Annotated in this window: 10 protein-coding genes; 7 read left to right on the top strand and 3 right to left on the bottom strand. The window is 70.0% G+C overall.

The genetic code is table 11. The annotated features are described in order from the left end of the window. Positions 1–146 precede the first annotated feature (146 nt). The 3 genes from ACZ7L6_RS13340 to ACZ7L6_RS13330 all read left to right on the top strand — a co-directional run bounded on the left by ACZ7L6_RS13340 (position 147) and on the right by ACZ7L6_RS13330 (position 5,258). On the top strand, positions 147–1,601 hold the full coding sequence (locus tag ACZ7L6_RS13340) for a glycosyltransferase family 29 protein (RefSeq protein WP_471923139.1): 1,455 nt from the start codon (positions 147–149) through the stop codon (positions 1,599–1,601). Further along, positions 1,598–3,934 carry a glycosyltransferase gene (locus ACZ7L6_RS13335; protein ID WP_471923137.1) on the top strand — a complete coding sequence of 779 codons (2,337 nt, stop codon included), beginning with the start codon at positions 1,598–1,600 and terminating at the stop codon, positions 3,932–3,934. Before ACZ7L6_RS13340 ends, ACZ7L6_RS13335 begins: the two co-directional genes overlap by 4 nt. Before the next feature lie 211 nt (positions 3,935–4,145). Beyond that, positions 4,146–5,258 carry an alpha-lytic protease prodomain-containing protein gene (locus tag ACZ7L6_RS13330; RefSeq protein ID WP_471923135.1) on the top strand — a complete coding sequence of 371 codons (1,113 nt, stop codon included), beginning with the start codon at positions 4,146–4,148 and terminating at the stop codon, positions 5,256–5,258. A gap of 60 nt (positions 5,259–5,318) precedes the next feature. Here the strand turns inward: ACZ7L6_RS13330 and ACZ7L6_RS13325 are convergent, their stop codons facing one another. The 3 genes from ACZ7L6_RS13325 to ACZ7L6_RS13315 form a co-directional block, all read right to left on the bottom strand. Further along, a complete protein-coding gene (locus ACZ7L6_RS13325; protein ID WP_471923133.1) occupies positions 5,319–6,302 on the bottom strand; it encodes an O-methyltransferase in 984 nt (327 codons plus the stop codon). A 138-nt stretch (positions 6,303–6,440) separates the two neighbouring features. Beyond that, a complete protein-coding gene (locus tag ACZ7L6_RS13320) occupies positions 6,441–7,772 on the bottom strand; it encodes an alpha-2,8-polysialyltransferase family protein (RefSeq protein ID WP_471923131.1) in 1,332 nt (443 codons plus the stop codon). After that, positions 7,772–8,758: a glycosyltransferase family 2 protein gene (locus ACZ7L6_RS13315; protein ID WP_471923127.1), complete on the bottom strand. Its 987-nt coding sequence runs from the start codon at positions 8,756–8,758 to the stop codon at positions 7,772–7,774. Before ACZ7L6_RS13315 ends, ACZ7L6_RS13320 begins: the two co-directional genes overlap by 1 nt. 198 nt (positions 8,759–8,956) lie before the next feature. Between ACZ7L6_RS13315 and ACZ7L6_RS13310 the strand changes: the two genes are divergently transcribed. The 4 genes from ACZ7L6_RS13310 (at position 8,957) to ACZ7L6_RS13295 (ending at position 13,801) form a co-directional block, all read left to right on the top strand. Then, positions 8,957–10,303, top strand: coding sequence for a DUF6716 putative glycosyltransferase (locus ACZ7L6_RS13310; protein WP_471923125.1), 1,347 nt, complete (start codon positions 8,957–8,959; stop codon positions 10,301–10,303). Between the two features lie 65 nt (positions 10,304–10,368). Continuing rightward, entirely contained in the window at positions 10,369–11,628 is a 1,260-nt protein-coding gene (locus ACZ7L6_RS13305) for a cytidylyltransferase domain-containing protein (protein ID WP_471923122.1), read from the top strand. 13 nt (positions 11,629–11,641) lie between these two features. Next, on the top strand, positions 11,642–12,580 hold the full coding sequence (locus ACZ7L6_RS13300) for an N-acetylneuraminate synthase family protein (protein WP_471923120.1): 939 nt from the start codon (positions 11,642–11,644) through the stop codon (positions 12,578–12,580). Between the two features lie 150 nt (positions 12,581–12,730). After that, entirely contained in the window at positions 12,731–13,801 is a 1,071-nt protein-coding gene (locus ACZ7L6_RS13295; protein ID WP_471923403.1) for a hypothetical protein, read from the top strand. Positions 13,802–13,870 lie beyond the last annotated feature (69 nt).

Raw genomic sequence — 13,870 nt, 5'->3', positions numbered from 1 at the left:
AACCATTCGCCGCCCGGTATCGAGGCGTTCACCTGGACGTCGTTTTCGGTTTCTAGATTTTCCCAACATCCCCCCACGTCGCGGTAATCGCGCTGAATGCAACAGCAAAATCAGCACTGCTTTGGCAAAAAGAAGACAGGAGTGCCATGACGCGCGTCCAGGACAGACGGGCACGTGCACGTGGAGGGGAGCTGGACGACTGCGTGCGCGCCTGTGCGGTGCACAGCGGCAAACTCGTCGGCAGCCTCGACCGCCGCCGCACCGAACTCGCCGAACAGCTGCGCAAGCTGCTCGTCGTGTGCAGCACGGACCGGCCGACCGCCCCCGCACCCGCCGGAGCCGGCGCCCTGCTCAAGCGGGCGGTCAAGGGCGCGGCGACGCCCCCTTCGGGCATCTCGAACGAACTGCTCGACGCGCTGCTCGCCGTCGCCAACAAGGCACTTGAGTGCGGCTACGACGACGAGCTGAACCTCGCCCTCCTCATCAGCGACACCGTCCTGGCCCAGCGCAAGAACTCCCGCGCCGGCTGGCGGCTGCGCGCCCGCCTCCTGGAGGCCCTGGGCGAGGACGGGGCCGTCGAGGCGTACGAGCGCTATCTCGCCCTCACCGACGACGACGGCTTCGGCGTCCGCCCCCGCATCGCCGGCCTGCGCGAGGCGAGCGAGAAGGAGCGGGAACTGCTCGTCCTGCTGCGGCGTCAGTGTCCGCGCGCCACGGAATTCGCCCGCGGCCCCGCCACCGAGGTGTGGGCCGAAGGGCTGGCCGCGCACGCGCTCGGCGACTGGACCGAGGCCGAGCCCCGGCTCGTGGGAGCGCTCCTTCGGCTGGCCGAGGAGGACGCCCCGGCCGCCGACCGGCAGGAACTGCTCAGCCAGTACCTCGACCTGCGTACCGCCGTCCCGGGCGTCGACCTCCCCGCGCTCACCGAGGCCCTCGCGCTCTACGCCGAACAGCGCCGCAGCCGGATGCGCGGACCGGTCGCCGACCCGACCATCGGCGGCGTGCAGTGGATCAGTCTCGGCGAGTTCCGCAACCGGATCGCCGGCAAGTCCATCTGCCTGATCGCCAACTCCGGACGCGTCGGCAGCAGTTCGATGGGCGCCGAGATCGACGCGTACGACCTGGTGGTGCGCTTCAACTCGTACAAGATCGACCCGAAGCACACCGGCTCCCGCACCGACATCCACGCCACGATCCACAAGCACGGCTTCAACTGGGACAAGCAGGTCACCACACGGCTGGTCTTCGGCGGCATCTCCGGCGACTGGAAGTGGTCGCTGCGCAACCGCCTGGTGCCCGGCGCGCAGACCTTCCTCGGCGACGAGTCGCTGCGCTGGCCCGTGCGCAACATCGGCAGGCTCGGCACCGACGTCTGGTCGGGGATTCCGACCACCGGCTTCAACATGCTGTGGCTGCTGGACTTCCTCGACGTCAGCCCGACCCTCGACCTGATCGGCTTCGACTTCTACGAGAGCGGCGCCTACCGCGTCCAGGAGGCGATGAAGCTGGCCATCACGTCCGTCCACGAATACACCAGCGAGAAGGAATGGGTCATGCAGCGGGCCCAGCGCGTGACCGACATGAGGATATCCCTGCGATGACCACGACTTTCCCGCCCCGGACCACCGGCCGGGCCCCGGTGACCGCCGCGCACGATCTCACCGGCAAGCGCCGCATCGCCTTCGCGAGCTATGTCGACGAGAACTACCTGCCCGGCTTCCTCGCCCTGCTGCGCAGCCTAGCCCTGTCCAACCCGGGCGTGTGCGAGGACTTCGTCGTCCTGTACGACGACCTGCGCCCCGCCTCCATCGCCTGCATCCGCGCCCTGCACCCGCGCATCGTGCTGCGCCGCGTAAACGACGAGCACTACGACTCGTACAAGAAGGGCGACCAGGACAACTACCTCGTCCGCAAGGCGTACTTCATCCTCGACGTCTTCCGGATCCGCGAGTACGACACCGTCATCACGCTCGACACCGACATGGTCGTCCTCGGTGACCTGGGCGAGCTGCTGGAGTTGCGCGAGGGCCTCGCGGCCGTGCCGCAGTTCTTCTACGGGCAGCACAAGCTCAACTCGGGCCTGCTGGTCATCCAGCGCGAGTACCTGTCGGACGCGTTCTGCGCCAGGCTCGACGCCTGCGGACGCAGCGGGGACTACGAACTCGACAAGCACGACCAGGGCATCCTCAACGCCGTCCTGGACGGCGAGTTCGTCCGCCTCGACCCGCGCTACAACTTCGTCAAGCGGCGGCTGTCCGGCGACCTGCCGGTACCCGACGACACGGCGATCCTGCACTTCACCGGCCGCCACAAGCCCTGGCAGGGCGGCGAGGCCGGCTACAGCCAGGCCGAGGAGCGCTGGCGCGAGTTCGAGCTCTCCGACGCCGAGTTCCAGGCCGCCTACCTGGCCTCCTCCGGCGGGCTCCACCACGACCTGATCGTCCACCTGGGCACCCCGCACGTGCGCCGTACCGGGGACGTCGAGGTCGCCCGCAAGGTCGCGGCGGCCCACATCGCGACCGGCAACTACCAGGACGCCGTCGACATCCTGAGCGGCGGCACCGTCAGGATCCCGCTCGACGAGGCCTGGCCGCACGAGGTGCTCGGCCACGCCCTGATGAGTGTCTCCCGCTACGACGAGGCCAAGGCGCGGCTGCTGCTGGCCACCGCCGCCCCCAACCGGGCCGCCACCGCCTATGCCCGCCTCGCCCAGATCGCCTGGGTGCACGGCGACAACGCCGAGTCGCTGCGGTACGCCACGGCCGGCCTCACCGTCGACCCCACCCACCGCCCAAGCCGCCTGTGGGCACAGCGCGCGTCCGCCGTACCCGCCCAGGAGCAGGGCAGCGCCGAGGACCAACTCGCCCACGTCGCCTTCTACATGGACCGGCAGGGCAACGCGGGTGACAAGCTGCTGCCGGAGAGCGTCCGGCTCGCCTTCGGCCCCGACACCAGCTCCCGCCGCTGGCACTCCGTGCACGCCCACCGCCTGTTCGACGAGGCGGCCCTGGAACGCGTCAACGCCCGCCGTGGCCTGGTCATCGGCGGTGGCGGCCTGTTCATCCCGGACACCATGCCCAACGGCAACAGCGCCTGGCAGTGGAACGTCCCCGACGCGCTGCTGAACCGCATCGACGTGCCGATCGCGGTCTACGCCGTCGGCTTCAACGCCTTCGACGGACAGTCCTACCGCGCCGAGCGCTTCCGCTCCTCCCTGCGCCAACTCGTCGAGCGTGCCGCCTTCTTCGGGCTGCGCAACCACGGCTCGATCGAGAAGGTGCGCGCCATGCTCCCGGCTCACCTGCACGACAAGGTGCGCTTCCAGCCGTGCCCCACGACGGTCATGCGGCAGCTGGTGGCGGGCTGGCAGGACCCGGTGGAGCGCGACGACACCATCCTCGTCAACGCCGCCTACGACCGGGCCGGCCTGCGCTTCGGCCATGACTACGCCTACTTCCTGGCGCAGATGGCTCAGGCCGTCCGGGGCCTCGGTGAGCTCGGTGAGGTGCGGTGCGTGGCGCACTCGCTCGACGACGAGAAGATCGCCTTCGACCTGCGCCGCGAGCACGGCATCTCCGTGCCCGTCGTCCCGATGTACGACTTCGACAACGACGGCATCCGCGACCTGTACGCCCGCACCAAGCTGGTGATCGGCATGCGCGGCCACGCGGGAATGATCCCGTTCGGCGTCGGCACGCCCATCATCAGCCTCATCTCGCACCCGAAGATGGCGTACTTCCTGAACGACATCGAGCGGCCCGAGTGGGGCGTTTCCGTGCACGACCGCCACCTCGCCGCCCGCCTCGTCGAGCGCGCCAAGGACCTGCTCGCCGACCACGACCGGACGGTCGCCGACGTGCACGGGCGGCAGCAGGAGCTGTGGAAGGTCACCGAGGCGAACGCGGCCGACCTGCGGATCATCCTGGGCGGCTAGGGCCGCGACGGTTCCCCCCACTCGTGCGGAGCGGCGAGTGGGGGAATCGGCAATCGACGGCAACTCCCATATGGATGAGTCGAGTTGCGAGGGCAGGTTGTCATGAACTGTTCATTCGGTCGTAACTGCAGAGGTCTCGCCTTCCTTCGTACGGTTGTTCGAGCACGGTGATCGAACGCGCCGTGCTTCCTGCTTTCCGGAGGTGCAACCCATGCGAAGACACCCGAGACGTCGTGCGTCGATGACGGTGGCGATCTGCGGCCTGCTCGCCGTGCTGGCCACGCCGACCGCGAACGCCGCCCCGACCCCGGACCCGATCACCAGTCCCGCACAGGCGAGAGCGCTGGCCACCAAGCTCGGTGACGACCGCACCGGCGGCGTCTACTACGACAAGGCCGGAAAGCTCGTCGTCGCCGTGACCGACGAGGCCACCGCGCGGGCCGTCCGCGCCGAAGGCGGCGTCGCCGAGGTCGTGAAGCACAGCACCGCCACTCTGTCCTCCGCCCGCGCCGCTCTCGACCGGCGCATCGCCGAGACCGACCCGATTCCCAACACCTCCTGGGGAGTCGACCCCAGCACCAACGAGGTGACCGTCGAGATCTTCGACGGCGTCTCCGCCGCCGACGAGAAGCGGCTCATGAACGTCGTCGCCGACTACGGCGACGCGGTGCGCGTCGCGAAGCTCCCCGGCACGATCAGGCCGAACGCCTACGAATCCGTCGGCGGCACCGGCATCTACTCGAAGGATGGCGGCTGGGCCTGCACGCTCGGGTTCAACGCCCGCAACTCCTCCGGGCAGAAGTACTTCGTCACCGCCGGGCACTGTGCCGACACTGATCGCGACCTGTGGTGGCACAGGCAGGAGGGAGGTATCTACCTCGGCAAGCGCATGTGGTACGACTACGGCGGCATCGACAAGGACTACGCCGTCATGGAGTACCGCGGCGAGAACCTCGCCGCCTACGGGTCCGTCAAGGCGTTCGGTACCTACTACGAGATCACCGATTCCCGGTATCCCAACGATGGTGAGTCGGTCAAGCGCTCAGGCGCCGAAAGCAGCGACCTCGTCGGAGAGGTGCTCTCGCCGAGCGAGACCGTCACCTACACCGACGGCACGGTCCTGAAGAACATGATCAAGACTTCGCTCTGCGGAGTCGATGGAGACAGCGGCGGCCCGGTGTGGACGGGGACTTACGCGCTCGGCATCCACTCCGGGAGCAACACCCCGCGCGGCGCGACGTGCAACAGCACCGTGAGCCAATACCGGTCCTGGGCGCAGCCGGTGCACTGGGTGCTGGCCCACCACGGGCTGAGCGCGTTCTGAGCCGAGCGCCGGCCACCGCGGACCAGATCACGCCCGCGGTGGCCGGCGCTCGCCGGCGTGTCAGCCACGTACGGCCTTCCTCACCAGGTCGGTGAGACGCGAACCGCGGTGCGTCGCCCGGTCCGCCTCGTACGCCTTCCGTAGCTGCTCGAAGTGGTCGGCCCGGGTACGGCTCAGGTACTCGTCACCGGTCAGCGGCTTGGCGACCGACCAGGCCCGCCGGTGCCGGCCGGCGTAGTGGGCGACGTAGGCCTTGGCCAGCTCCAGCACGGACTTGAAGGGGATGCCGCCGGTGTGGTCGCGGTCGACGCGCTCCTGGACCGCCGAGATGAGCGCCAGCTTCTCGTCCAGGGAGAAGGCGTCCTCGGAGATTGTCTTCAGCACGTCCTCGGGGATCGGCCGCCTCACCTCGAAGGCGAGCGTGGATCGGATCGGCGGCCCGGCGATCTCGATGTACGGCAGCAGGGCGCCCGTGCTGTAGTGCAGCCAGGGCAGCCGGGGACCCGCGAAGTCCTGGTGCAGGACGACCGAGCCGGGCCGCAGCCGGTTCAGGAAGCGCTCGGACACACAGCGGAAGACCCGGGCCGTCTTGGCGATGTCGATGTGCAGGAACTCGACGGGGGACATGTCGTCCGGGTCGGAGGTCTGCCAGATGTCCCCGGCGTGGATCTCCAGGAACGGAAGGAACGGTTCGAGCCTGTCACGAAAGTCGTCGAGGAAGGAATTCCCGCCCTCGGGCCTGGTGCCGGCCGTGAAGAACTTCTCCGTGGCGAACGTCCCTTTGCCGACCCGGAAGAAATCGTACGCGTGCAGCCGGCCCGTCCTCTCGTCGAACACCGGGCTCTCACGCAGCCCCAGTGCGAGGGCGTACGTCGAGCCGCCCCCACCTGAGCCGAGTTCGACGATGCGGTCCCGGCCCGAGAGATGATGACGCCCCACCAGGTACAGGAACCGCAATTCCCAGTCGCTCACCTGGCTGTAGGGGAGATCGTCCGGCAACTCGACGCTGTCGAACAGGGAATAGAGCCGGCCGAGCTTCGTCATGAGGGCCTCATGGGGTTCGGTTGGGCGGTGTCCGTGATACTAGGGGCACCGCCCCCGCCTCGCCGTGAAATCAACGGAGTAATTCGATGGTTCTCCGCTGTTTCCGTAGTTGTAGGGCTGTGTTCACCCTGAATTGGCTCAACGGCGGACGGCCTTTTTCAGCGCCCGTGCCCGCCGCACCACCCGGCGTGCGGTGGCGTTGCGGGGCAGGAACGACAGCCGCTCCGGGATGCCGCCGGGCAGCCCGAGCGAGGTCAGCCGCTTGCGCTTGAAGTAGCGCTGGGTACGCGGACCGAAGTGGTCCGACAGGTAGCGTTCCGCTGCGGGGCGCAGACCGGGGTGCATCTGCGGCTGCATGGTGAAGCCGACGGCGGTGACCAGGCCGTTCAGCGTGTCGGCGGGGACGGCGTCGTCGGTCTTCCCGCCCTCCAGGTCCGGGAGCAGCGCGTCGACCAGGACGGCGGGGATCCGGTTGCTGTTCTGGTAGGGCGTCAGGCGATCGAGGAGCGGCGCGGTGCCGATGCGGGCGACCGGCAGGTCGTAGAACGCGGACGCCGTGAACAGCGCGGTCGAGAAGCAGCCGACGACCAGCGCGGGCGGCGCCTTCTCGAACAGCACCTCGGCGAGCACGGGCGTGTCCAGGACCGTGAGGTCCACGCCGAGCCTGCCGGCCTCCGTCTCCAGAGCCCGGCTGAAGCGGGCCGGCGCGGTCGGGTGCGGTTTGAAGACGATCGTGCGGTGCCCGCGGTCGACCGCCCCCCGCATCATCCGCACATGCAGGTCCTCCTCCTCGGCGGGGGAGAGGATGTTCAGCGCGGACAGGTACTGGCCGAGCAGCAGCGCCGCGTCGGCGGGCAGGACGGGCAGATCCGGGACGGCGTCCGTGAGGCTGCTCATCACCTTCCGGAACGCCGGCGTCGGCACGACGTGCGCGGGTACGTCGAACTCGGTCAGCAGCATCGGGGTCAGCCCCGGCACCAGGTCCAGGTGCAGCAGCCGCCGCACGCGCGTGCCGACCAGCGGATCCAGCTTGTTGCGCGTGGGGCCGTAGCTCATCAGCCCGTCGGCGTAGACGTGGATCGGGGCGCCCGTGAACAGCTGGGCCACGGTGAGGGCGGGGGTGACCTGGATGGACTCCAGGACCAGCTCCACGCGGTCGTCGCCCAGGCCCCACAGCAGCCGTAGATAGCGCTCGAAGAGCGGGACGTCGTCGGCGCGCGGCGACCAGGCACCCGGATGGAAAGGGCTGATGGCCTCGTTCCACGACAGGACGGCGTCGAAGTGATCGCGCAGCGGCGCGAAGCCCGGCATCTCGTCGACGGCCGGAGTGGTCTCCGGAGTCGCCGAGTTGTTGAAGACCAGCAGCAGACGGCGGTCCGCGTCGGCGAAGCAGTCGGACTCGATCGCCGCTGCCAGCGTGGCGGCGCCGTACAGCGTCGAGGCGCAGAAGATCTGCGTGGTACGGGACATCAGGCGGCCGCCTTCGCCGGGGTGATCCGGCGCCGCAGACGCCGCAGCTTCGAGGAACGGTGCATGTCCATGGTCTCCAGTACGTCACTGAGCGCGTCCTGCGGCATACGCTTCATCGCCTCCGCGCTCATCGCTCGCAGCTGTTTGGCCACGGACGGTTCCCACTTGGACTCGTCGGAGAGGTGGTGGGCGATGATCGCGCAGTACGTGCGCACCGCCTTGGGCAGCAGCCGGGCGGCGTCGCGGTCCGTCGCCGTCTCCTCGATGACCTGGTCGAAGGCGCGGATGAAGTCGAGCTGGCGGGCGTCGCCGATCTGCGTGAGGGAGGAGGCGACACCGCGCCGGTAGAACACGCCCAGCAGGCTCACCACGGCGAACGACTCCGCCTCGCGGTGCAGCTTCCAGATCCACGGCCGGTCCTCGGCCGTACGCAGGCCGTCCGTGAAGTGCAGCAGACCGCGATCGAGGAGCCGGCGGTGATACGCGCCGGCCCAGGCGTAGGCGTAGTCCACCGAGGTCGTCCGGTCGGCGGGCAGGATCGCGTCCCGCGGGTTCAGCACCTCGTTCCGCAGCCCGATCGGGGCCCGGCGCAGGGACCGGGCGCGGGCGGTGGCCTGCACATGGTCGGTGCGGACGAAGTCGCAGCCCAACCCCTCGATGGCGTTCACCAGTTCGGCCAGATAGCCCGGAGCGAGCCAGTCGTCGCCGTCGAGGAAGGTCAGGTACTCGCCCCGCGCCGCGTCCAGGCCGGTGTTCCGCGCGGTGGCGAGGCCGCCGTTCTTCTCGTGGCGGATGTACCGCACCTGGGCAACGTCCGAGAGCTCCTCGGACGCCCGTTCGAGAATGGCCGGCGTCTCGTCCTTCGAATGGTCGTCGACCAGTACGAACTCGAAGTCACTCCTAGCGTTTCTGTGAAGGCTTCTGAGGGTGTCCGGGGCGTATTGCTGCACGTTGTAGAACGGCACGATGACGGAAAGCTTTGGCACCCGCAAAAGGCTAGGAGGTCGCCCGGCTCGGGAACTTTCCGGTGCGGGTACGGGAGGTGAACTCAATGTGTCGGAACGGTGCATCCCTTGTACTTCCCGGGAATCGACGGGCCAGTTCGGCTCTCGGTGGGTTGTTGTTAACTTTTCGTTGAGTCCCGGTTGGGCCGGACCTAGAAATTGCTTCCTAGCGTCGTCGTCGTGCCAGCAAGTACAACGAAGCCCTTGCGAATTGCCGTCCTCGCGGACTCCGACACCCGCTGGAAATGGGGTGCGCTGACCGCGGACCGCATCACGCCGGGCCCGTCCATGGAAGCCGGACCGCGCGGCGAGACGCAAGTGAGCCCCGCCCTGGACGGCTTCCTGCTGCGCGGCCGTGCCACACCCACGGCCCGCCAGCTGGCAGAGGTGGGCGTGCGCGCCGACTCCCTGACCGAGGTCACTGCCGTCGAGTTCCTGCGCACCATGGCGCAGGAGTCGTACGACGTCCTGGTCCTCGCCCTCGTGGGCGGCGGTGTGCAGGCCATGCTGCACGGCCTGAAGCGGGTCTGGGAGGGCAAGTCCGAGCGGCCCGTCGTCGTCACCGGCTATGTCGGCGTCGTCTACGAGAAGCTCGCCGACGGCCTGCTCCTGCGGCACGGCGCGGACCTCGTCCTCGCCAACTCCCGCCAGGACGCCGAGCGGTTCCGCGCGGTGTACGAGGGGGTCGGCGCCGACGCCTCGTCGGTGACCGAGGTGGCGCTGCCGTTCCTCGGCGGTGAGCCCTACACCGGTGAGCACGACCCGTACACGGTCGTCTTCGCCGCCCAGCCCTCCGTGCCGGACAGCCGCAAGGACCGCACCTACCTGCTGGACCGCCTGATCCAGCACGCCCGCAGGCACCCCGAACGCGAGGTGCTGCTGAAGCTGCGCTCCAAGCCGGGCGAACACACCACGCACATCGAGGAGTTGCCCTACCAGAAGCTGGTCCAGCGGCTCGACCCGCCGGCCAACTTCCGCCTGGTCTACGGCAACATGGGCGAGGTCCTCGACCGCACCGACCTGCTGGTCACCATCAGCTCCACGGCGGCGCTGGAGTCGCTGCACCGCCGTATCCCGACCGTCGTCCTCACCGACCTCGGCGTGCGGGAGGTGCTCGGCAACCACCACTTCGTTGGCTCCGGCTGCCTCGCCTCCTGGGACCAGCTGGACGAGGGCCACCGCCCGGTGCCCGACGAGGAGTGGGTGTCCCGGCAGGGCGTGTGCGCCGACGGCACGTACGCCACCGCCTTCGACGCGGCCCGCGAGCGCATCACCAGGCTGCTGGACCGCCCGGGCGGCATGCCCGCCCTCACCCCGTACTACACGCCCGCCACCGCGCCCGGCTATCTGCCCGGCATCCTCGCCCGCCATCACCTCGGCGTCGACGGCAGTCCGCTGCCGGGCGCCCCCGCGCACGACAAGGAGCCCGGCCCGGTCCGCCAGATAGTGCGGCGGGCGGCGCGCGGCGCCTATCGGCACGGCGTGCAGCGGGTGGCGCCCGTCATCCGGCGGATGGGGGAGCTGTGAGCGACCCGACCGGGGCGCCGGGACGCGCCCTGAAGCCTTCGCAAGGAGCCCAAGGAGTGGAGCCCATGTCCAACCCGGAAGCAGGCCAAGGCGGATCGGTACGCCGAGTGCTCGCCGTCATCCCCGCGCGCGGCGGCTCCAAGGGCGTGCCCGCGAAGAACCTGATGCCCGTCGGCGGCGTGCCGCTGGTGGCGCGCGCGGTGCGCGAGTGCCGGGCGTCCCGCCTGGTGACCGACGTCGTCGTCTCCACCGACGACCAGGGCATCGCCGCCGCCGCCCGGCAGGCCGGCGCCGAGGTCGTGCTGCGCCCCGCCGCCATCGCCGGTGACACCGCCACCTCCGAGGCGGCCGTGCTGCACGCCATGGACGCCCACGAGGCGCTGCACGGCGCTCCGGTGGACGTGGTCCTGCTCGTGCAGTGCACCAGCCCCTTCATCGTGCGAGAGGACATCGACGCCGTCGTCAAGGCGATCGTCGCCAACAACGCCGACACCTCCCTCACGGTCGCCCCCTTCCACGGCTTCGTGTGGCGCCACGGCGACGACGACGCGGCCACCGCGGAGACCGAGCGCGCGACCGCCGGCGGCGGCTACGGCGTCAACCACGACAAGTCCTTCCGCCCGCGCCGCCAGGACCGCCCCCAGGACTTCCTGGAGACCGGCGCCGCCTACGCGATGGACGCCAGAGGCTTCCGCGAGCACAGGCACCGCTTCTTCGGCCGCACCGAACTCGTGCGCACCGACCCCGCCCGGGTGCTGGAGATCGACGATCCGCACGACCTGGCCCGCGCCCGCGCGCTGGCGCCGCTGTTCGACGCGGACCGTCCCGGCGCCCTCCCGACCACGGACGACATCGACGCGGTCGTACTGGACTTCGACGGCACCCAGACCGACGACCGGGTGCTGATCGATGCCGATGGAAAGGAGTTCGTCTCCGTGCACCGCGGAGACGGCCTCGGCATCGCCGCCCTGCGCAAGAGCGGCCTGAAGATGCTGATCCTGTCCACGGAGCAGAACCCGGTCGTCGCCGCCCGCGCACGGAAGCTGCAGATTCCCGTGCTGCACGGCATCGACCGGAAGGACCTCGCGCTGAAGCAGTGGTGCGAGGAGCAGGGCATCGCGCCTGAGCGCGTGCTCTACGTCGGCAACGACGTCAACGACCTCCCGTGCTTCGCCCTCGTGGGCTGGCCCGTGGCGGTCGCGAGCGCCCACGACGTCGTGCGCGGCGCCGCACGCGCGGTCACCGCCACCCCCGGTGGCGACGGCGCGATCCGAGAGATCGCCAGCTGGATCCTCGGCCCCTCTCTCGATTCCCTCACCAAGTAAGGACATCTCTGCCATGAGCACCTACTCCCGCATCCGCAACTTCGGTTCCCGCGAGGTCGGCCCGGGCCGCCCCGTCTACATCTGCGGCGAGATCGGCATCAACCACAACGGTGAGCTGGAGAACGCCTTCAAGCTCATCGACGTGGCCGCCGAGGCCGGCTGCGACGCCGTGAAGTTCCAGAAGCGCACCCCGGAGATCTGCACCCCGCGCGACCAGTGGGACATCGAGCGCGACACCCCCTGGGGCCGGATGACCTACATCGACTACCGCCACCGCGTGGAGTTCGGTGAGGACGAGTACCGCCAGATCGACGAGTACTGCAAGGAGAAGGGGATCGCCTGGTTCGCCTCCCCGTGGGACACCGAGGCCGTCGCCTTCCTGGAGAAGTTCGACGTCCCCGCCCACAAGGTCGCCTCCGCCTCCCTGACGGACGACGAGCTGCTGCGCGCCCTGCGCTCGACGGGCCGCGCGGTCATCCTCTCCACCGGTATGTCGACCCCGAAGCAGATCCGCCACGCGGTCGAGGTCCTGGGTTCGGACAACATCCTGATGTGCCACGCCACTTCGACGTACCCGGCGAAGGCCGAGGAGCTCAACCTCCGCGTGATCAACACGCTGGAGAAGGAGTTCCCGAACGTCCCGATCGGCTACTCCGGCCACGAGACGGGCCTGCAGACCACCCTCGCCGCGGTCGCGCTCGGGGCGACCTTCGTCGAGCGCCACATCACCCTGGACCGCGCGATGTGGGGCTCCGACCAGGCCGCCTCCGTCGAGCCGCAGGGCCTCACGCGCCTCGTCCGCGACATCCGCACCATCGAGGCCTCCCTCGGTGACGGCGTCAAGAAGGTCTACGACTCCGAGCTCGGCCCGATGAAGAAGCTGCGCCGCGTCGCCGGCGTGGTCGCCGAGGCGGAGATCGCCGCGGCGGCGGGCGAGCCGGTCTCGGTCTGATCCGGAACGCAGCGAGTCCGACAGCGCCGACTCCGAGTGCCCCGAGCAGGGGTGCTCGGGCTCGGCGCCTTCGGGCTCCTCTCCACACGAGCCACACGAGCTGAATACGAGCGCCGCATGAGCGCCTTACGACGGGACGGTCGTACGTCGATGAGCCCCCGCGCCGGGAACACCGGCCCCCACACTCTCGCCTTCGTCGAGAGCCCGGTACAGCTCCTGAACGTGCTGGAGTGGGCGCACGCCCACGCGGACACCGCCGGCGCGGGGCTCACCCTCGTCGTCCTGTCCCCGATCGACCCCATGACCCGCGGCCAGCTGCGCCGGATGGCCGAGCTCGCACGCGACGACGGCCACGTGGTCCGCTGGGAGGAGGCGCGGGGCGGGGCGGCGGCTCCCTTCCAGACGATCGGCGGCCTGACGGGGCTGCTGCGGCGGGCCGAGCGCGTGGTGCTCGGCGACCCCTTCTCCCGCTACGTCCAGCTGCTCCTGACCATCACCAAGGCCCGCGACCTCGTCGTGGTCGACGACGGCACGGCGACCATGGAGTTCGTCGCCCAACTCGCCCGCGGTGAACGCCTGGTGCGCTGGCACCGCAAGGGCGGCCGCCCCGGCCCCCGCGACCTGGTCTTCGCGCCGGTGTCGTCGGCGGCCCGGAAGCGCCTCACGCCGAGCGAGCGCCGCAGGGTGGAGATCTTCTCGTCCATGCCCATGGACGAGACGCCCGACGGCGTGACGGTCACGGCCAACACCTTCGCCTGGACCCGCGCCCGCTTCGGCCCGCCCCGCATCACCAAGGGCGCGGACATGGTCGGCACGTCCCTCGTCGAGACCGGCGTGGTGGACGGCGACCGCTATCTGGAGGCCGTCAGCTCCCTGGCGAAGACGCACGGCGCCACCCGCTACTTCGCCCACCGCCGCGAGAGCGCGGAGAAACTCCACCGGCTGGCGGTGGAGACGGGGCTGGAGGTCGTACGCCCCGACCTCCCGCTGGAGCTGATCGCCCGCCGCGGGCCGATCGGCCGCACGATCCTGAGCTTCCCGTCGACGGTCGTGCATACGTTGCCGCTGGCCCTGACCGGCACGGAGGTCCGCGTCGCGGTCTGCGACATCGACCCCGCCTGGCTGACGGAGAACGCCTCACCGAGGGCGCAGGGGTTCCTGTCGGGGGTCACGGGGACGGCGCGGGATGTGCACCGGCTGTCGGCGGTGACCGCGGTGTGATCCGGTCGCGGGGCGTGCGGTGCGAGCCGGGCGCCGGGCGCCAACTGCCGTGCCCTGCCCGGAGTTGAC

Source organism: Streptomyces sp. NPDC107522 (assembly GCF_055657525.1).
Note: the sequence above shows the minus strand (reverse complement) of the source record. Positions and strands in the feature narration are given on the sequence as shown.